The organism is bacterium, assembly GCA_021372535.1.
GTDB lineage: Bacteria > Latescibacterota > Latescibacteria > Latescibacterales > Latescibacteraceae > JAFGMP01.
In genome coordinates, this window is record JAJFUH010000015.1 from 1 (window position 1) to 19,920 (window position 19,920).

Annotated in this window: 15 protein-coding genes; 8 read left to right on the forward strand and 7 right to left on the reverse strand. The window is 52.1% G+C overall.

What is annotated here, in order from left to right; genetic code table 11:
• The 4 genes from tsaD to LLG96_01280 all read right to left on the reverse strand — a co-directional run.
• Positions 1–647: tRNA (adenosine(37)-N6)-threonylcarbamoyltransferase complex transferase subunit TsaD (tsaD, locus tag LLG96_01265; GenBank protein MCE5248827.1), on the reverse strand; the 647-nt coding region annotated here is incomplete at its 3' end.
• A 37-nt stretch (positions 648–684) separates the two neighbouring features.
• Complete coding sequence (locus tag LLG96_01270; protein MCE5248828.1) at positions 685–1,656, reverse strand: hypothetical protein; 972 nt, start codon at positions 1,654–1,656, stop codon at positions 685–687.
• A gap of 31 nt (positions 1,657–1,687) precedes the next feature.
• Complete coding sequence (locus tag LLG96_01275) at positions 1,688–1,873, reverse strand: hypothetical protein (GenBank protein MCE5248829.1); 186 nt, start codon at positions 1,871–1,873, stop codon at positions 1,688–1,690.
• Between the two features lie 43 nt (positions 1,874–1,916).
• Complete coding sequence (locus LLG96_01280) at positions 1,917–2,699, reverse strand: endonuclease V (protein ID MCE5248830.1); 783 nt, start codon at positions 2,697–2,699, stop codon at positions 1,917–1,919.
• Between the two features lie 584 nt (positions 2,700–3,283).
• On the opposite strand from LLG96_01280, the gene LLG96_01285 reads away from it, so the two are divergent.
• Both LLG96_01285 and LLG96_01290 read left to right on the forward strand, forming a co-directional pair.
• The gene (locus LLG96_01285) at positions 3,284–4,903 is read left to right on the forward strand and encodes a DUF362 domain-containing protein (GenBank protein ID MCE5248831.1); all 1,620 of its coding nucleotides are present in this window, start codon (positions 3,284–3,286) and stop codon (positions 4,901–4,903) included.
• Between the two features lie 316 nt (positions 4,904–5,219).
• On the forward strand, positions 5,220–6,902 hold the full coding sequence (locus LLG96_01290) for a DUF362 domain-containing protein (GenBank protein MCE5248832.1): 1,683 nt from the start codon (positions 5,220–5,222) through the stop codon (positions 6,900–6,902).
• A gap of 107 nt (positions 6,903–7,009) precedes the next feature.
• Here the strand turns inward: LLG96_01290 and LLG96_01295 are convergent, their stop codons facing one another.
• Positions 7,010–8,476, reverse strand: coding sequence for a hypothetical protein (locus LLG96_01295; GenBank protein MCE5248833.1), 1,467 nt, complete (start codon positions 8,474–8,476; stop codon positions 7,010–7,012).
• 227 nt (positions 8,477–8,703) lie between these two features.
• On the opposite strand from LLG96_01295, the gene LLG96_01300 reads away from it, so the two are divergent.
• The 6 genes from LLG96_01300 (at position 8,704) to LLG96_01325 (ending at position 16,751) form a co-directional block, all read left to right on the forward strand.
• On the forward strand, positions 8,704–9,681 hold the full coding sequence (locus LLG96_01300) for an aldo/keto reductase (protein ID MCE5248834.1): 978 nt from the start codon (positions 8,704–8,706) through the stop codon (positions 9,679–9,681).
• A gap of 263 nt (positions 9,682–9,944) precedes the next feature.
• Entirely contained in the window at positions 9,945–12,278 is a 2,334-nt protein-coding gene (locus tag LLG96_01305) for an MFS transporter (GenBank protein MCE5248835.1), read from the forward strand.
• Between the two features lie 164 nt (positions 12,279–12,442).
• Complete coding sequence (locus LLG96_01310) at positions 12,443–12,679, forward strand: hypothetical protein (protein ID MCE5248836.1); 237 nt, start codon at positions 12,443–12,445, stop codon at positions 12,677–12,679.
• Between the two features lie 100 nt (positions 12,680–12,779).
• Complete coding sequence (locus tag LLG96_01315) at positions 12,780–14,114, forward strand: AGE family epimerase/isomerase (GenBank protein ID MCE5248837.1); 1,335 nt, start codon at positions 12,780–12,782, stop codon at positions 14,112–14,114.
• Between the two features lie 110 nt (positions 14,115–14,224).
• Positions 14,225–15,313, forward strand: a complete 1,089-nt coding sequence (locus tag LLG96_01320; GenBank protein MCE5248838.1) for a hypothetical protein — start codon at positions 14,225–14,227, stop codon at positions 15,311–15,313.
• 82 nt (positions 15,314–15,395) lie between these two features.
• Positions 15,396–16,751, forward strand: coding sequence for an AGE family epimerase/isomerase (locus tag LLG96_01325; GenBank protein MCE5248839.1), 1,356 nt, complete (start codon positions 15,396–15,398; stop codon positions 16,749–16,751).
• A 147-nt stretch (positions 16,752–16,898) separates the two neighbouring features.
• Here LLG96_01325 and LLG96_01330 read toward each other — a convergent pair whose 3' ends face one another.
• Entirely contained in the window at positions 16,899–17,951 is a 1,053-nt protein-coding gene (locus LLG96_01330) for a radical SAM protein (protein MCE5248840.1), read from the reverse strand.
• A 190-nt stretch (positions 17,952–18,141) separates the two neighbouring features.
• The gene (locus tag LLG96_01335; protein ID MCE5248841.1) at positions 18,142–19,818 is read right to left on the reverse strand and encodes an NAD+ synthase; all 1,677 of its coding nucleotides are present in this window, start codon (positions 19,816–19,818) and stop codon (positions 18,142–18,144) included.
• Positions 19,819–19,920: the final 102 nt, after the last annotated feature.

Here is a 19,920-nt window from a genome sequence, read left to right on the forward strand (position 1 = left end):
AGAACGGCGGTCTTGAGCCCCGAGAACGAAAATTCATAATCGGGCACGGTGCTCACGGGGAATTTCACGAATGATGAATCGCCGTCTCCGGCCAGTTTTTCGATAACCGGCCCTCCCGGATAGCCGAGACCGAGCAGCTTAGCCACCTTGTCAAATGCCTCTCCCGCGGCATCGTCACGGGTCGAGCCGATGACATCGTATTCGAGCGGCTCACGCATGACCACGAGTTCGGTATGCCCGCCCGAAACGACTAGAACGAGGAGCGGATATCCGGGAACGGGCTGGTCGATAAAATTGGACATGATGTGTCCCTCGATATGGTGCACGCCGATCATGGGAATATTCCGCGACAGCGAAAGACCTTTTGCAACGCTTACCCCGACCAGGAGTGATCCGACAAGACCCGGTCCGGCGGTAACAGCGATACCGTCCACATCATCGAGTGAAAGCTCCGCCATGGAAAGCGCCCGGTCGATGACGGGAAGTATGAGTGTCAGGTGCGCCCTGCTGGCGAGCTCGGGAACTACGCCGCCGAATTCGAGATGTTCGAGCTGGGATGACACAAGGGACGACAGAAGTCCCCGATCGGTGCTGTAAACGGCGGCGGAAGTATCATCGCAGGATGTTTCAATACCGAGAACGTTCACGTAATACCTTTATGTGCGAGGTGTACCGACAGGCCCGTTAACCTTTTTCCGGGTTTACGGTGAATCGTACAAACTCAGGGATAAGCGTGACATCGAGACCTTCCGGAAAGATAATCTCCGGTCGTACGAGATTTTCGCCCTGAGCTGTCAGTTCGAGATATGTCTGGTATCGTAAGGTTACCAGAATATCGTCGGGTTTCAGTTTCGACACGATCGATTCGGGCCCTTTTACATCGACAGAAAACGATTCAGGAGTGAAATCCGGGAGGTTTTTCCTCGGGAAACTCTTGAGCGTAAGGGGTATATTGACAAATACTTTCTGGGCAAACGGTTCAAAGGTAAAAGAAAGCTCAACTACCTCGGGATTCAAGGAAACAAGATTACCGAATTCGGTTCCGACACTGGCTTTAAGAACGGTATCTTTCAATGAAATCTTGTTACGTTCCATGGACACGATTCTGACCGATTTTATGACAGCAAGGGTATCCTCGGGTCCCTGTACCACGATAAATTGAGGTCTTACCCTCGGTTTACCGACAATTACATACCCTTTTTCCAGTTGATACGGAGGAAGGCTGTCCGTATTGACGGGGATATTACGGGTAATTACCCTGTCGATCTCGATAGGGAAAAATGCCTTGTCAAGAATGCTCTGAACCTCTAAGCTCCCGTCGTCCGAAACATTGATATTAGTTTTATCGAGCTCGATCTGGTGTTTCCCTTTTGTAAGCCCGGTCAGATACACGAGGGCATAGTATTTCCCCGGATCCCGCATCCTCATGAGGCTGAAAGGCAGGAGCGATTTCCCCGAACCCTCGATCAATACCAGAACCCTGCCGGGGTATTGCCCGGTTACGACAAATCCCTCCGACGGCCCGATATATTTGATAGGCAGATCAACTTTGTATGTAAATGGCGCATTCAGAGACACGCCCAGCCATAACACCAAAGCGAACATCAGGCTTGCGATCTTTGCCGTCATATTGGACCCGGTTATTGTTACTTTCACACCCCATTCCCATGGTTATCATCGTGCATAATCATTTTCCCGACATGCCGATTGAACGTCCCAGGCTGATTTCACCGTTATCGATCCTGAGATTATACCCGCAATCAGGATTTGTACAGACCCAGGCTTTAAACATGATGGACGAGCCTTCCCTGCCATAATCGGACAGCGGAACGAGAATACCCTTCTCACATTTCAGACATTTCGGCAGTTCCATGATCATTTTTCCCCCAACCTCTCACTCCGGTTAAACAATGCCTTTAGACACCCTGACACATAAGTTCTTTCTTCTTATCAGTAACATACTGATGGGCAAGCCGTGTCGGTTCGGGCAGACGGTACTTTCCGACAAGCGACATGACCATTTCCCGTGCGCCCTTGATACTGAATCCGTTTCCCGGAGACACATAGACAGGCTTTACGTTATCACGGGTTCTGAGACAAATACCGACAATTTCGTCATGATAGACAATTTCGGTCCAGCTGCCTTTACCCTGCAAGGGTTCATCGCATCTGCCGCAGAGGCGCGATTTCGCACAACCGACCGAAGGTATTCCGGTCAACACACCCATGTGGGATGCAAGGCCGATACCTCTCGGATGGGCAATCCCGCACCCGTCATACAGCATGACGCCCGGACGGTTATTGAGTTCCCCGAGAGCCGCAAGAACCGCAGGTCCCTCACGGAATGAAAGAAATCCCGGAACGTACGGAAAAGCTGTCGGGACAGCCGCATATACGCTCTCGACAACGTTTCCACCGGAGGTATCGATGATGACGATACCTGCAAGAGCAATTAGTTCCGATGTCCTGATTTTTTCACCGGGCAGTTCCCCTCCGCTTTCCTCACCACATCCGCCGGATTTTTCGGAGACTTCGACAGGATAAGGAGAAGAACCGGAAGGTTTCTTCAGAAACGCGACATCGGCGCCGCCCACCAGTGAAACTCCGCTGATATCAACAACGTTGTCAAGAACCACAAGTTTCCGGAGCATATTCTGAATTTCGAGAGCCTCGTTTATAGAGACATCAAACGAGTGCATGGGATACACGTAATCTCCGCTCCTTCAATCATACCGTGTGAAACCGGGCGGATTCACTGAGGCGCCGGCGCAACGGCCTCGATGACTGCAAACCACCCGGATCGATAGTCGAAAGATATGTGCACCCGGTTCCCATGTCAATATATTTATGGTTGATGATTTTACTCCCGGAGTATTCATTTTCACGCTGTTTTTCCGGTATCAGGAACTGCTCCTATCCCTGATTCTTATCTCAAATAGGGGAATAGGGGAGGAGTGAATTAATCCGCTTATTCATGACTTTACACTTTTTTTCTACACTCACCCCCATATCTCCTATCCCCCGCAGCGTGTGGGCGAAGGGGAGCCTCAATCCGGGCGTGGGTAATGGCTCCCTCTCCCATTCATGAAAGAGAAGATAAAGGGGTGAGGGAATACAACACTTCAAAGATTTCAAACATTGATAAATTCTTTTGACATTAATGGTTACTGTTATTACATTACAATTATAATGGAACGTTTTTTTACATGAAACGTTATGAATTATAGTACAAACCAATATTTTCCACAATGAGCGGGATTTTATTACATCGGGGAATACTATTATGAAAAGAAGGGATTTCATTAAAACATCTGCGGCAGCAGGATTGACCGGTTTCATCGCTACAAGCTGTTCCGCACCCATGAGACGACCGCCGAAGAGGACATCGGGGCCTGGATTCGATGTCCACCCGTTTATCCGGGAACATCCGGAAGCGGTTTTTATCACGTATACTGACATCGAATCGAAAAAGGATACCGACGCTATCCGTAACGCCGGAAACAGGCTGGCCCGGGAAATCATCGTGAAATCAAAATCGGGCGGATACCCGTTTTCACAGAGAATCACGGTAAAACCCAACTGGACATCGGCAGGACCGCAGGATGGCAAACCGGTCTATGAAAAGCTCGGGATCAACACCGATCCCAACTTTATCGAGGGCTGGGTTCAGGGCATGAGGGAAGCCGGTCCCCAGCAGTATTTCATCCGTGAATGCTGCTGTCCGCAGCAGTGGGAGCCGATGGGATGGAAGGCGATGTGCGAGCGGGCTAACATCGACCTCCGCGATCTGTCATCTCAGAATTTCTGGGAGCTCGGCCCGAACGATATCAACTTTATCCAGATTCCCCACGGTGTCGTGTTCGACAAGATGGGATTCATGTCCCCCATGAACGAGCCTGACACTTTTCTCTGCAATATCGCCAAGAACAAATCCCATGCCATGGGTATCACCGCTACGATAAAAAATCTCCAGGGAATCACCGGCAGGCGATTCCACCAGTATTGCACGGCGCACAACATGGTGCGAAAAAGATTCGAGGAGCCCTATCGGGCATTTTTAAAGAAGGATTTTGAAAAACATATCGAGACACTCTATGCCGAACACCTGAAGGAGGGTATCCCGCGCTGGGAAAAACCCGAATCGCTGGAGCACAACGGTATCTGGATGGAACAGTGGGTCCAGCGAATGCTCGACTCGTACAGCGTCACCCCGACCGGTATCTGTGTCATCGAGGCAATCTACAGCCAGGACGGCAACGGATTCGGTTCCGGCCCGTTCGAGCCGCTCGGAGATTATAAGGTTACAAGCCGCGATTACATGACCAATTTCATCCTGTTCGGAATAGACCCGTTCCGGCTCGACATCATCGCCCACTGGCTTGACGGTCATGAGCCGGGGAACTTCGGGCTTTTCCATATCGGCATCGAGCGTGGTCTCTCGAATGTGCTCGATCCCCACGATATTCCCATATATGTCTGGAAGGACGGCAAGGCCGAACTGGTGAAGCTCGACAGCGTTAAACGTCACCCGCTGCTGACGTACTTCCTCACAAAGGATTATAACGGCGGCACAGAGCCGAAATATCACCTCTGCGACGAACCGTTCAATTACTCCGCGTGGAAGGCTGGGGCAAAGTCGGCGGATTGCAGGCCGACTGTCCGTCAGCTCGGAAGGGACGCCCGGAACAATGTCATCCTCGACCTTACGCTTCCCGAACGGGAATACGTGAATATTAGAATTCACGACCGTGACGGCACCGTGGTGGGAAGTCTGCTTGCTGACAAACTCGATGCGGGAACGCACGAGCTTGTCTGGGACGGGTTCGCGTCCCCCGGCCTGTACAATGTATATGTCAAGGGAATGGGCTGGGATGCGGCACAGCAGATCGTAACATATTCTTAACCCGATTAAGCGGATTTACGCGGATTTGTTATTTATATCTTTTTTGTGAACGATTAGTGATTATTACCCGATTATTAAAAAGTGACATCGGATGTCGTCATGCCGAATTTGATTTGGCATCAATTCACAAAATTAGTATCATTATACATTCGCCGCAGCAATACTGAAGATAGTATTAATAATTTCTTATATCAGTTCGTGTCTTCGTGGTAAAAAGAATTTTTTAAATAATCTGAGTTAACAAATAGTGAAACAGTTAATTCCAAAAAAAACCGGGATTGATCGAAGTCCCGGTTTTTTTCAGCAGGCGGGCACAATGATAAACCGAAGAAGCTTTCTGAAAACAACTGCTCTGGCAGCCCCACTGGGACTCATGAGACCAGTCGAGATTCATGCGGTGCAGTCCGGGAAACCAGCGGGTTATTTCGGAGTCCATCCTTTTGTGGAAAATCACCCTGAAGCGGTTTTTATCATGTTTACTCATGTCGATGTCAAGACCAATTCCGAAGCTAACAAATCCGAAGGCGAACGTTTCTCCCGCTCGGTATTCATCCCCAGGGACAGTTCCGGCTTTCCCGCAAGCAATCTGATTCCCATCAAACCCAACATCACCGGCGGCGGCGGAAACACCTTCGACACCATGGGAATAATCACCGACCCGTTTTTCGTCGAGGGTGTCATCGAGGGCATGAAAGGGCTCGGAATCCAGGGTAAGCAGTTTCACCTCAGGGAAGTCAACTGCAAGGACTGGGAACACCATGTGTATTATCCGATTGCCCGCCGTACCGGGGCCGATCTCCACAACATGAACGGAAGGGTCAACGGGATAAATAACGAGCGGCTGGCCGACTGGACCAAAACTCCTGCGGTCATCAGCGATGACGAGCTCCAGTGGGTCGATGTCCCTAACGGCATGGTGTTCAGGAAAATCCCCTATCTCAGGCCGATAAACTCACCCGATACGTTTCTCCTCAACATTGCGAAATTCAAGGCGCACTCGATGGGGCTTACGCTCTGCTGCAAGAATTTTCAGGGAGCCGTCGCAAACGGGTATCAGCATTTCTGCCAGAAGATGAAGAGCGTCATGAATATGAGCCCCGAACACAGGAATCCCAATGTCGAAAAGGACATCGAGGCCAGCCTGAAACGGCATGTGGCGACACTTCCCCGGTGGAACCGGCCGGTCAAAAAGGATGACGACCCTTCGAGAACACCCGTCGATGTATACGATACCGTATGCCAGGAAATCTGGACGCACCGTACGCTGGACAGCCTTTCGGCAACGCGGTTCGGCCTCCATGTCGTCGAAGGCATCTACGCCCGCGACGGGAATTTCAGCCGCGGCCCGAATCCCGAGGGCAACGAGGATAATCCGAAGGGGAATGCATGGGACTACATGACCAATATCATCATTTTCGGCATGGACCCCTTCAGGATCGATATTGTCGGTAAATGGCTCGGAGGCCACGAACCCGGGAACTTCGGCCTCTTCCACATTGCAATGGAGCGGGGCATGCTCGATGTGCTCAATCCCATGAACGTACCAGTGTATCTCTGGGAAGACGGGCAGGCGGTGCCGAAACCGGTTACCTGGTTTACCCGTACGCCGCTCAGGAGCTATTACCTCCATAAAGATTTCGACGGCAGGAAGGAGCCGTTCTGGCACCTTGTCAACGAGCCGTTCGATTACGGCACGGTGACAGAGAAGAAGCCATCCTATCCATCGAAACCCGGAACCGGGGTATTTGCCCAGTGCTGCCCGACCGCATCATATCCCCTGCTTCCGATTGAATATGACCTGCCGGAAAAAGGCACTATGATGCTGGAGATCCTGAACAGCAAAGGGGAAACCGTGACAGTTCTCGTAAACGCCATCGCGGAGCGGGGATATTACATGGCTTCGTGGGATACGAGCACCTTCGAGTCGGGAACCTACGCGTACCGGTTCCGCTTCAACGATTACAGCGAAACGAGGGAGCTCGCTCTGAAGAAAAGCTGAGCGGTTTCGATGCTCCAGGATATAATAAAAACCGGGATGTTCTCTCCATCCCGGCTTTTTTTATAACCATTATTTTCTTACACTGTCACGCTCTATTCTCTCCATGCTTACCTGAGCATTTTCACTTCGAGGTCATCGAACCAGGTTGTCCCTTTCCCGACCTGCTGGAGGTAGAGCGACATGATGCTCGTATCCTTTGGCGGAGGACCGATACGGAGCGTCAGCTTTGTCCAGTCCTTCGTGCCGGTAATGCGCTCGGATCGTGCTATCGGCCATTCCGGGGTAATATTGGGCACATGGCAGCAGACGCCGATCGAAGCACCGGGACCTGCGACATCCTTCGTCCTTACCCAGCAGGTTATCTCGTAACCCTTGCAGGGAGTCCATGGTTCGGAAAAGTACCCCTGCCCCTCGCACATGGAATACCATGTGGAGATTCCCGGAGTGCTCTTTTCGATCTTGAGGGAGCACGACCCGGTATGGCCGGAGGTTTTATCCCACTCGGCGCCTTTTTCGTCCTGAGGCACCCAGAACCACGGGTCGATGTCGCCTTCATGGGGTTTTTCGACCGAAACGGCCTTTTCAAAACTGCTCACCGGCTCGTACATTGGCACCTCTTTGAGTCCGTTGAACTCGGTCGGCTTGACCGGCTGTATCACGGCGCTCCTGTCGAGCAGGCGGGCTCTGTCATAGGGGCACGGGACAAATCTGAAATGGAGGTTGATAGGTTTATAGAGTTCCTGCGGCGCAAGAGAACAGTTCATGTGAACATCATACCCCCATGGGCAGATACTGATGGAAGACCTGTCCGCGGTATCGTCGAGCATCTGAATTGCCGGATTGCCGTCCGGCTCGTATACAGCGGCGAATATGCCCTCCTTTTTCAGGAATATCCCCGATTTCTGCGACTGTGAAAAGTGGTTATGGGGTATGGCGACAATACGGTTGTCTCTGGATTCGAAAACATATTTCGAATACCGCCCTTTCCACATACCGGGAAAACGCTGCGCCGGTGCCGGGCAGTCCACGAACCACGGATCACAGTACTCGATTCCGACCGCGCTGTTTTTGTCGAGCGTTTCGGGATTGTTGATAATCCCGCGGTCCTGAAAGTCATAGACATATCCGTCGAGTGTACTGTCATACGTCACCGTAAGAACCCGTTTCACCTGTATCGCGTTCCATTCGTCCCTCACCGTAAAGGTGACCGTGAGTTTCTCGGTGCCGTCCCCCTCGACCGTAAGGCCATCGAGCACATCGGTGATGAATCCGCTGCATTTCCAGTAGAGCTGAACCGCCTTGACAAGGGGAATTCCCCCCGGTGTGAGCTTGAGGTGCTTGAGGAGAAGGGGCCGCGGAACAGCGCTGAAAAACATGAGGGCCTGCATGGGCTCGTTCATCGTGCTCTTGTCGAACTGGGCGATGGGATCGTTCCCGTCATAAATCCACTGCTCGTAATTCGCATCGCCACGTATCCGCCAGGTGAAAACGGGTTTATGTTCGGCTTTCGATTCGGATACCATTACAAAAAGGAGCGCAAGAAATATTCCGATACCGGTACACAGGGTACGCATGGTTCCTCCGGGAAGCAGGTTTCATATTTGAAAGTGATATTCGGTATGTCAAGGGAATAACTAATGTTCCGGAAGCGGTTTTGTCAAGTTCCGAGTTTTTTCTACTGGCAGAAACAGGATATATGAAATGAACAACCGGAGAAAACAAATTTCTTGTATCTTCCGGTGCGCTTTTTTATTATGCAACAGAAATATATATAACGGAATCACAAGAGGAGGTATATGCCATGCAATACCGTAAAATGGGTAAATGGGGGGTCAAGCTCAGCGCGATAGGACTCGGAAGCTATCTTACCATAGGGTATAAGCTCGATGACAAGACATCCCGCGACACCATCGTAAAGGCTTATGACGGCGGAATCAACTTTTTCGATACTTCGGATGCATACAACAAAGGCCAGGCAGAGCGGGTGCTCGGTACATATCTCTCGGAATTTCCCCGCGAATCGCTTTTCATCCTGACCAAGTGCTGGCTCAACATCACGGGTTTCGTGAACGGCGGCGGCCTTTCCGCAAAACATATCGTCGAGGCGTGCCATGCCAGCCTGAAACGTCTCAAAACCGATTACATCGACCTCTTCATGTGCCATCGCCCCGACCCCGGCACGCCGCTCGAAGAGACCATCCGGGCGCTTGAGGACCTCGCCCGTCAGGGTAAGATTTTTTACTGGGGGGTCAGCGAATGGCCTGCTCATCTCATAACCCGCGCCAACCGTGTCGCCGCGGAGATCGGCGCCCGGCAGATTGGAGTGAGCGAGCCTCGGTATAACCTTCTGTTCCGATATCCTGAACGGAATCTTTTTCCTGCAACACAGGCGGAGGGAATCGGTAATGTCGTATTTTCAGCTCTCGCGCACGGCATGCTGACCGGCAAGTACAAACCGGGAGAACAGGCTCCAGAAGGAACACGCGCTTCCGACGATGATACGAACGAAGTCATCATGCGCCTGTACTGGACCGAGGAAAACAAGCGCAGGAGCCAGGAGCTCGTGAAAATCGCCTCGGATATGGGTATCACCGCGGCGCAGCTCTCTATCGCATGGTGTCTCAGAAATCCTGCGGTGACAAGTGTCATCTCTGCGGCTACAAAGGTTTCACAGGTCGAGGATAACATCAGGGCCGCTGATGTGGTCATTCCCGATGATATCGCCGCAAAAATCGAGGAGCTCTACCCGAAGCCTGAAACGGTGGAATCGGAGCACTGACCTTTACGGATCGGGATTCCATCCCGTATACGTATTGATACGATGGAATATTTTTTGTATATTTTTGACGCGGGCGGTGAAATAGATGTTTTCATCGCCCTCTTAATGGCACATACCCGTGAAGAAGACTGCGGGATAAACTTCTTCACGGTTCTTTTTTCCCGACCCATAAACCGGCCCTGAGTCTGTATGGAACTATTCCACCGGAATATGGAAATTTTACCTTTCATGAAAATGCACAGGAAACAAACAAGGTTCCGCGGATGAAGCAGACGCTGACAGCCATGAGACAAATCCGCTCCAGAACTTCACGAGCCAAGCGGGCTTTTTTCTGGAATACGATTTTTACCTCCGTATACAGCCAGACAGGAAGTGCGACCGGTTTTATTTTTATTGCATTCCTCCTTACGGTCGCCCGGATAGATGATACCGATGTGGGTATCGTTATCATGTTATATTCACTTCCGGCTGTTTTCATCCCTTTTCTGGACTCATTCTCACGCCGTTTTCTTACAGGAAAACGAATCATCGTAATCGGGGGTCTGATTGAAGTTGTTTTCATCACAGCCACCGTGCTGGTTCCTGTGGTTATTACAGGCCCGATGTTACGGATAGTGACTATCGGTATTTTACTGAATCTCGGCGTGCTTATTCAGAATGCGGTGCAGACCGCCACGACCTCATGGCTTACCGCGAGCTTTTCCGAAACTCTCCGGGTACGATACATTCAGAGGCTCTGGCTCTGGATGAACGCAACTGCGGTGCTCTTTTCGGTTCTTTTCGGTTTTTTCCTCGAGTATCCCGGTCATGAAAGCGTCCGGGCTTATGGACTGGTGTTCGCCATCGGGCTCGTTTGCGGGTGTACCGGGTACCTTTTTCTGAAAAATGTCGAGCTTCCCGGCAGGGTTGATGACCTGCCTGCCACTCCGTTCCGCACTTATACTATACCCTGGCGATACAGGGATTTCGGGCGTCTCGTATTCATGCGCGCTTCGACGTTTCTGTCGCTGGGCATGGCGCTGCCGTTTTACATTGTTTACATGAAATCGGTGAACTATCTCGACATGCGCCTTTCCCTTGTCGCCCTTTATGCAAACATCCAGATTGTTCTTTTTGTCGCCGGTTTTTCATTCTGGAAGTTCGCCGCGGAAAAGTACGGCTCGAAGCCGGTGCTCCATACGGTTTTTGCCGTTTCGCTGTTTATTCCCGTTATGTGGATATTCGTCAACCGGGACAACACGTTTCTGATCCCGTTCATCATGGGAATGAGCGGTTTTTTCCAGTCCGGTATGACCGTAGCGTCCCGCAATCTCCTGTTTAACACTATTCCTCAAAATTCACCCCCGCCTGTTTTTCTTTCGGCATGGAATTCATATGTGGGGTGCGCCACTGTCGCAGCTCCGCTTGCCGCTGTAATGATCATGAAAGGTTTCGGCAGCGTTCATCTCTCGTACGGGTCGGTTGTCCTGTCCGGTATTCATATGGTCTTTTTTTCCAGTGCTGTGCTTATGGCGGTACCTCTGCTCATTTCGTTCACTATACCCTCGCTTCATGATAAACCGCTCGGTTATGTCCTTCGTCAGCTCACGAGGGGAAATCCGCTCATGTATGCCTATCACACCCTCTACCTTCTCAATGCCCGCACCGAGGAGTCCCGTGCAAAAGCAATCGATGAGCTCGGCAGGTCGCGAAGCCCCATGGCAATCGACGCCCTCGTTGAAGCCCTCGACGATGCGAGCCCGGAAGTACGGAGAAACGCTGTATTCGCGCTCGCAAAAACACAGTCTGAGGAAGCGGTTGCCCCGCTCATCCGTGAACTGGAAAACAGGGAATCGGACATCCGGTATGAAGCATGCGAAGCCCTCGGCAAAATCGGGCACAAAACCGCCGTTGAAACGCTTGTGAAAACGCTCGATGATACAGACAACAGGATACGCAGCGCAGCGGTGACCGCTCTTGCGGAAATCGGGGGCGAAGAAGCGAAACAGAGGCTTTTCGAGCTGTTCACCGCACCGTACAACAGCGATATTTTCCCCACACTTGCAGATGGTCTCTCACGGCTCGGTGTGAGGGAAATCGTGGAAGCGGTCATGGACAGGATGGAGGATTTCCGGTCGAGCACGCTCAGGCTCCAGCTTCTCAACGCCGTATGCCGTGTCCTCGGCGCGGGCAACAACTTCTACCGTATCATGGCAAAAGAGGAGTATGCCCGGACCGATGCGGTCAACGATCTTATCCGGCATATGCGAAAAAACATTTCCCATATAAAGCTCTTCAAACACGACCAGCCTGACCGTATCAAAAAGATTCTCGACCGTCTCGCTCACTCGTACCGTGATGAAAAACACCGGGAATTCCTCAGCGCAATATGGGAATTCATGGCATACATCCAGCTTGTTCTGCCGGAAATTTCCGCCGAATATTCAACAGCCTCCGGAAAAAACAGCCAGGATTTTTCACTTTACTTTATAGCTGTCAACCGTTTCCTCATCCTGAAAAAAGTCGAGGATATCCATGAAGAAGGCATGGTGTTTCTGGTCATGTGTCTCGACTCCCTGCTCGATGCTCTGCAGACATACCACCCCATAAGTACATAAATCACCGAATTTCCTCTTCGAACCGGATAAACTCATGTTTTCCGTTGCCTGTCCGAATTTCCTGTGTTATATATCGGTTGCACGTCATAACACCGTGGAGGAACATGGTGATGATTCACAAACTATGTCAAAGATGCGTCAATACATGCAAACAGGACGAACACTTGAAAATCGTACGGTGCCCGAAATTCGAGAAACGTATTACCGATGATGAATTCAGAAATCTTATCGATGATCTCGATATAATGTCAAAAGAGGCCGATGAGCTGAGCAGGCGGGCCAAGAGACTCATAAAAACCGCCCTTGAAAGGCATGATTTTATTCCCGATGACCGTACAGGTAAACAGAGCGACGATGACGAAATGGATTCGGACAACGATGATCCGGGTAGTGAAAAATGAATGGCTGAAGCGGCGGAAGGGACCGGATATTCATGATAGCACAAGAAACGAGGCGGGCGGTGAAAAAGTATCATTTTCGCGCGCCCTCCCAGGAGGAAGAATGAAAAGACGCACATTTATGGGAGCCGGTGCAGGAACCGCTGCTGCGCTGGCCGGAATAAACGGGTGTAAAGTCGAGAAAATTACTCCCCCCACGAAATCACCCTCGGTCACCGATAAAGGACTCCTCGCGGGTATGACTCTCGAGGACCTCCGTGCCCGTTACCAGTACGACCTGTTCGATGATTTCCTGCCGTTCCTCGATAAACATGTCATCGACCACGAGTATGGAGGTTTCATGTGCAACACCGACCGTGACGGCACAAACATCACGACGAACAAGTCGGCATGGTATGAAGGCAGGGGTATATGGGTATACTCGTTCCTTTACAACAGGGTCGCCCATGAGGATCAATACATCGAAGTCGCCCGTAAATCGGTGGGATTCATCCTGAAACACAAACCGAAGGATGACGAATTCTGGACAGGCTCGTATTCGAAGGAGGGTAATCCTCTCAGCGGTCCCGGCGACATCTATGGCGGGCTCTTTATCGCAAACGGGCTGACTGAATATTCAAAAGCGGTCGGGGATGCCTCGTACTGGGATCTCGCGAAAGATATTCTCTTGCGGCACATGAAACGATATGACAGCCCGGATTACGATTACAAGGTCACCTACTTCATGCCCGAACCGCCCCCTCTTCCTGCGCCCCGCGTACTCGGTCACTGGATGGTTCTCCTGAGGCTCGCGACCCAGATGCTCGAAAACAGGTCGGACCCCGATATTGAAAAGATTGCGGACCGGTCGATCGATGCAATTCTCAACTACCACTATAACACCGAATACGGTCTCATGAACGAGGCCGTCAACCATGACCTCTCGCGCGCCGGAAACGGGTATGAACAATTCTCGTACACCGGACATGCCATCGAAACTCTCTGGATGGTGCTCTTCGAGGCGGCCCGCCGTAAAGACAAAGAACTGTTCACCCGTGCGGCAGACATATTCAAACGTCATGTCGAGGTTTCATGGGACGATGTCTACGGCGGTGCTTTCCGGTGCCTCGATAATGTCGACAACAATGTCTGGAAGGTCGACAAGGTCCTCTGGCTTCAGGAAGAGGTGCTCATCGGCACGCTGTTCCTGATCGAACATACCGGCGACCAGTGGGCGAAGGACTGGTTCGGCAGGATGTTCACCTACGTCCACGAAAAGTTCCCCCTCAAGCAGTACGGGTACCCGCTGTGGATACTGGGTGCGGACAGAAAAGTCACTTTTGTCGAACATTACAACAGGGTCGGAAATTTTCACCACCCCCGTCACCTCATGTTGAATCTCCTCTGCCTCAACAGGATGATCGAACGGGGAGGCAAAGTAACGGACCTTTTCGCATGATGAAATGTGACGGTCTAAGACTTATACCCTCTATTCACTCATATAACCGGGACAGACCATGAAAAAAATATCGAAAATATTCGGTAACCACTTATGAACTGAGGCGGATCATGAATCAGAACACGGTGTCACTGCCCGATCCCGGCAAAAGGGTCGGCTCGCTCGATGCGCTGCGCGGATTCATCATGTTTTCGATGCTGCTCCATACGTTCGGGCTCGAAAAGCTCAAGGATTTCCCGGTCGTCGGATTCATTTTCAACCAGCTCAACCATGTTCCGTGGGTGGGTTTTCATTTCGAGGACCTCATTCTTCCCTCGTTCCTGTTTATCATGGGCGTGTCGCTGGGACTTTCCGATGAAAAGCGGCGCTCGCGCGGAGAGCCGTACCGGGCGAGATTCAACCATGCCCTCAAACGGGCCGTTGTCCTCTTCTGCCTGGGATTTATCCTGACATGGATCGGCGCTAAGAAACCAACCTTAGGCCCCGGGGTTCTCCAGGTTCTCGCCATGTGCTATTTCGGAGGTTTTTTATGTCTCACGAAGAACATGAAAACCCAGTTCGCCGTGTTCGGGGCGCTCCTGTTCATCTACTGGCTCTTCATCTTCATCATCCCGGTTCCCGAAGCGGGGCGTAACAGCTATGAGGTATTCAAGAACCTCGTGTATCTTATCGACAACAGGCTGACGGGAAGCACATCACGATGGGGATACCTGTACCCGACCATAACATCGGTCGCCGTCGTCGTTTACGGGAGCATCGTCAGCAGGCTCCTCCTCAACCGGACCTCCCACACGCAGTTCATGAAGACGCTCGCGGTGTTCGGTGCAATCGGCGTTCTCAGCGGGCTGGGGCTCCATCCGGTCATCCCGATTATCAAGCGGATGTTCACAAGCTCGTACACCCTGTTCACCTGCGGCCTCGCGTCTTTTCTTCTCATACTCTTTTACTGGCTTATCGATGTCCGGGGATATACGAAGTGGAGTTTCCCGTTCATGGTTTTCGGCATGAACTCGATTTTCGTGTACATGCTCAACGGGCTTTTCAATCCCTGGCTTCTGGATACCTCGGGGATATTTATCGAGCCTCTCGCTGTGCTTATCGGTGTTTGGGTTGCTCCTCTCGAACATGCAGTCCGTCTCACGGCAGAGTGGCTCGTCTGTTTCTGGCTCTACCGCAGGAAGATTTTCATAAAGTTGTAACCGGGAATAATGTACGGTTTATTCAGTCAACAGATCAAGTTCTGCGCCGTTTTGACTGGTGCACATAAAGGAGAATCCGCCCATGAAACGTCGATCGTTCCTTCAGATAACCGGCACCGTTGCTCCGGCCATTGCCGGAACAGCCGGATGCGGTACCGGTGCCGACAGACAGGGACAAAAGCCTGCCGCTCAAACTCTTTCGGTCACCGACAACGGCTTTCTGGCGGGAAAAACGCTCGATGAGCTCCGCGAACAGTACCGGTACGATCTTTTCGATGACTTTCTCCCGTTTCTGGATAAGTTTGTCATCGATCACGAATACGGCGGATTCATGTGCGACACCGACCGTGACGGTACCAATATCACCAAAAACAAGCGCGCCTGGTACGAGGGACGCGGGATATGGGTCTATTCGTTTCTCTTCAATAACCTCGAACATGAACCGAAAAACCTCGAAATCGCCCGTAAATCGGTCGAGTTCATCATGAAACACAGGCCGCCGCGCGGTGGATTCTGGCCGGAAAGTTACACCCGCGAGGGGAAGCCATCCGGCGCGCCGGACATGCGCGGGTACGGCAACCTGTTCATCGCGAACGGACTCGCGGAATACGCCAAAGCCTCCGGCGATGATTCCAGCTGGAACACGGCGAAGGAAATTCTCCTCGATTATGTCGAGTATTATGACAAACCGGATTACCAGCCCGAAGCCGCCCGCGGCTATCTCGACGCGAAGGCCCCACTTATCCCCGGCGCCCGTATTCTCGGCGTGTGGATGGTGCTTGTCCGTCTTACCACGCAGATGCTCACTCACAAACAGGACTCCGATATCGAGGCGGTCAACAAACGGTGTGTCGAGGCGATAACAAAATATCATTTCAACCCGCAGTTCGACCTTATCAACGAGATTGTCAACCACGACATGTCACGGCCCGATAATGAAATCGCCCAGCTCGTTTACACGGGTCACGCCATCGAAACCCTCTGGATGGTGATGTCTGAAGCCGCGCGCAGCAGGAACAAGGAGCTGTTTTTCACCGCAGCCGAATGGTTCAGACGTCATGTGGAGGTCGCCTGGGACGATGTGTACGGCGGGGTGTTCGCCGGTCTCAAGCATGTTGACAATAACGAGTGGACGCTCGATAAAGTTCTCTGGGCGCAGGAGGAAGTACTCATCGGGTCGCTCTTAATCGTCGAACATACCGGCGAACAGTGGGCGAAGGACATATTCAGAAGGATGTTCACCTATGTCCGTGAGAAATTCCCGCTCAAGCAGTACGGTTTCCCCATCTGGATACTCGCCGCCGACAGGAAGGTGACCTTCGTGCCCCATTACAACCGTGTCGGCAACTTTCACCATCCGCGCCACCTCATGCTCAACCTGCTCGCACTCGACCGCATGATAAAGCGTGGAGGGAAGGTATCCGATCTGTTCGCATGAGGCTGAATTACTCTTTAAACCGAGTATTTACGATATACGATTTCAGATTTACGATTTTTTATTCGACAGACCTCTATAGACCGTAAATCGTACATTATTTCTGAATTTCTAAGGTAAAAAAGCCGGTATTCGAACGCGGAAATTACATCAGCCTTTTCTGATAATTCCCCAGATGGCCCGTATGTCGCCGAAGCCGGACGGGTGGAAAACGATACCCGATGGTGTGTAGCATGAATTCCAGCATCCCCTGCAGGCGCGTATCTCCTCGATACGTTTTTTCCATTCATTCGAGCGGAACAGTTCGGCGGGAGTCTGTTCGAGAAGATTTCCGAACGGTTTGCCGAGGCAGACACTGACCGAGGCATCGGGATTCACGTAGATTTTTGTTCCGAAACCCCGCGAATCGAGGTACGGGCAGCGTTTGGCAGCCTTCCCGCGCAGATAGTCGGGAAAGCCGTCGATGATAACCCGCGGCGTCGTCACTGCCGGCGAGTTTCTGACAGCGCTGAGCATGTTCCTGAATGCCTCACCGTCCTCGATCTTCATGTCGCTCACTTCGTCCGTGTTGTCGGAAGTCCAGCGGTAAAGATCGACATTGCATTTCCAGCCGAGGCTCTCGATATAGCGCAAGATATCGGGAATCTGGCGGAGATTCAGCCTGCTCACCACGATGTTTGCCGATGTACGTATGGGTTTCCGGAGCTTTCTGTTTTCGCGGGTAAGGAGTTCCATGCCCTGCCGGACGGTATCGGACACATGAGGTGCGCCGCGGAGCATGTCGGCAATCTCGTCAAAGCCGTCGAACGAAACCTGTATGCCCGCTCCGGTCGAAAGGAGGGTTTCCACAGTCTTTTCCACATTTTTCATCGGCGCATAGAGCGTCGAGAGGAGCTGGACATGAACGAACCGCTTTCCTGCCGCATAACGCAGACATTCATGGATATTGGGATGAAGGATCGGCTCACCGCCGGAAAGGCTGATAAACTGAGTGCCGTGACTGTCGAAACGGTCGACGAGAAAGATAAAATGCTCCATCGGTATATACGGCGGGTCACCGGCGTTCCGCGGAATGGTGCACTGGAGGCAGTTCTGTGTGCACCGCCGGGTCAGGAGTATGTTGGCAAGAACAACCGCGGGGATACTCCGAATAAAGTTGGCGATGTTTTTGACACTCCGGACGGCTGTCCGCACCTGCTTCATCTCCGATTCCCCCATACATGATCGATGTCAGGCCTGTAGCGGGGCATTGGCAGCATCATTTCTGCCATACGGGAATCATGATTCGTGCCCGCAGCTATAATCCATTCCGGATATGATGGGGAGGAAATGCCTGCGTACAAGGATTCGATAACCATCGGGAGATTCATCAGGACGTCCAAACGTATAACCATCAGGGTCTGAAGCGGTTGGTAAGCGGAAGCCTGCGGTCGCGGCCAAAAGCGCGCGGAGTTATCTTGACCCCGGGCGGGGCCTGACGGCGCTTGTATTCGGAGCGGTCGCTGATTCTGACCACCTTCTGTACCATTTCACGGTCGAATCCCATCGCGACAATGTCCTCGATACCTTGGTCTTCCTCGATATAAGCCTTGATAATGGGATCGAGGACAGGGTATTCTGGCAGGGAGTCGGAATCCTTCTGGTCGGGCCGCAGCTCGGCAGAAGGAGCGCGCGTGATGATGCTCTCCGGTATTATCTCTCGTCCCGCCTGGCTGTTTACAAGCCTGCTGATCCGGAAAACGGTCGTTTTGGGAACATCCTTGATCACCGCGAAACCGCCTGCCATATCGCCATACAGGGTTGCATACCCGGTCGCCATCTCGCTCTTGTTCCCCGTCGTGAGCACAAGCCACCCGAATTTGTTCGAAAGCGCCATGAGCAGTGTCCCGCGAATCCGCGCCTGAATATTTTCCTCGGTGACATCCTGTCCGTATCCCCTGAAAGCATCGGCAAGCGACTCGTTGAACGCCCCGAAAATCGGTGAAATGGGTATCTCCATGAACCGTATGCCGAGATTATCCGCCAATATCCCGGCATCGGAACGTGTTCCGGTCGATGTATACTGCGAGGGCATGGTCACCCCGATAACGTTCTCAGCGCCGAGAGCATGAACGGCGATTGCCGCCACGAGCGCCGAATCGATACCTCCGGAAAGCCCGATAACGACCTTCGAGAAACCGTTCTTGAGAATATAGTCGCGGGTACCGAGCACAAGCGCTTCGAGTATTTCCTCGTCATGGGTGAGCGCGCGTGAGATAATCGGTTCGACCGGCGGCTTTTTGTGAACATGGAGACCGATGCGGGCGGATGCCATGTGTCCGCCGGGAGCGGGTCCGGAAAATTCCATGTCGAAGGTCGCGAGCGTTTCGACAAATGCCGGGGCTTTATGGATATAGTTGCCGTCCCTGTCGAAAACCAGCGAGCCTCCGTCGAACACGATCTCGTCCTGACCGCCGACAAGATTCACGTAGACAATGGCAGCGCCGCCTGTGGATGATCGTTTTCTGAGAAGCTCCTCACGTTCATGGACTTTTCCGGCATGGAACGGGGACGCGGACAGGTTGAGCAGCATATCCACGCGATGATCGCCCATGAGGGTACCATAAGGGCCGTTTTCCACCCATATGTCCTCGCAGATGTTCAACCCGATACCCACCGTGCCGAGCATGAACGAGACGGGCTGGCTTCCGGGCGTGAAATACCGTTTCTCGTCGAAAACACCATAATTGGGCAGGAACATCTTATGGTATACGGAGTATATGGTTTTTCCGGAGATCACCGCGGCGGCGTTATAGACCGGCCCGACACCGTCCACGAATCCTATGACGGCGCAGATATCGGTAACACCGTCCGCAAACCGCTCGATGGCAGTGCGGCATCGTTTGAGAAAACCCGGCTTGAGCAGGAGGTCTTCCGGGGGATACCCGGTAACGGCGAGTTCGGGGAAAACCACAAGGTCGCTTCCACGTTCGGCCGCTGCGGCAACAGCCTCGAGACACCGGTCGACATTGCCTTCCAGATCACCGACCGTGGGATTTATCTGCCCTATGGTTATTCTCAGTCCTCTCATGATAAAAATATAAAAATGAAAACAGATATTTACAACATAATTCCTTTTATAAAGTAGCAAAGGAACAGAGAGGCAGAGAGACTTAGAGGTAAGTATATCATG

Excerpts from the sequence above, each read along its gene's own strand:
- LLG96_01290 (MCE5248832.1), top strand. The coding sequence starts at position 5,220 with ATGATAAACCGAAGAAGCTTTCTGAAAACAACTGCTCTGGCAGCCCCA.
- LLG96_01315 (MCE5248837.1), top strand. The coding sequence starts at position 12,780 with ATGAAAAGACGCACATTTATGGGAGCCGGTGCAGGAACCGCTGCTGCG.
- LLG96_01305 (MCE5248835.1), top strand. The coding sequence starts at position 9,945 with ATGAAGCAGACGCTGACAGCCATGAGACAAATCCGCTCCAGAACTTCA.
- LLG96_01275 (MCE5248829.1), bottom strand. The coding sequence starts at position 1,873 with ATGGAACTGCCGAAATGTCTGAAATGTGAGAAGGGTATTCTCGTTCCG.
- LLG96_01295 (MCE5248833.1), bottom strand. The coding sequence starts at position 8,476 with ATGCGTACCCTGTGTACCGGTATCGGAATATTTCTTGCGCTCCTTTTT.
- LLG96_01330 (MCE5248840.1), bottom strand. The coding sequence starts at position 17,951 with ATGAAGCAGGTGCGGACAGCCGTCCGGAGTGTCAAAAACATCGCCAAC.
- LLG96_01320 (MCE5248838.1), top strand. The coding sequence starts at position 14,225 with ATGAATCAGAACACGGTGTCACTGCCCGATCCCGGCAAAAGGGTCGGC.
- LLG96_01335 (MCE5248841.1), bottom strand. The coding sequence starts at position 19,818 with ATGAGAGGACTGAGAATAACCATAGGGCAGATAAATCCCACGGTCGGT.
- LLG96_01280 (MCE5248830.1), bottom strand. The coding sequence starts at position 2,699 with ATGCACTCGTTTGATGTCTCTATAAACGAGGCTCTCGAAATTCAGAAT.
- LLG96_01300 (MCE5248834.1), top strand. The coding sequence starts at position 8,704 with ATGCAATACCGTAAAATGGGTAAATGGGGGGTCAAGCTCAGCGCGATA.
- LLG96_01285 (MCE5248831.1), top strand. The coding sequence starts at position 3,284 with ATGAAAAGAAGGGATTTCATTAAAACATCTGCGGCAGCAGGATTGACC.
- LLG96_01325 (MCE5248839.1), top strand. The coding sequence starts at position 15,396 with ATGAAACGTCGATCGTTCCTTCAGATAACCGGCACCGTTGCTCCGGCC.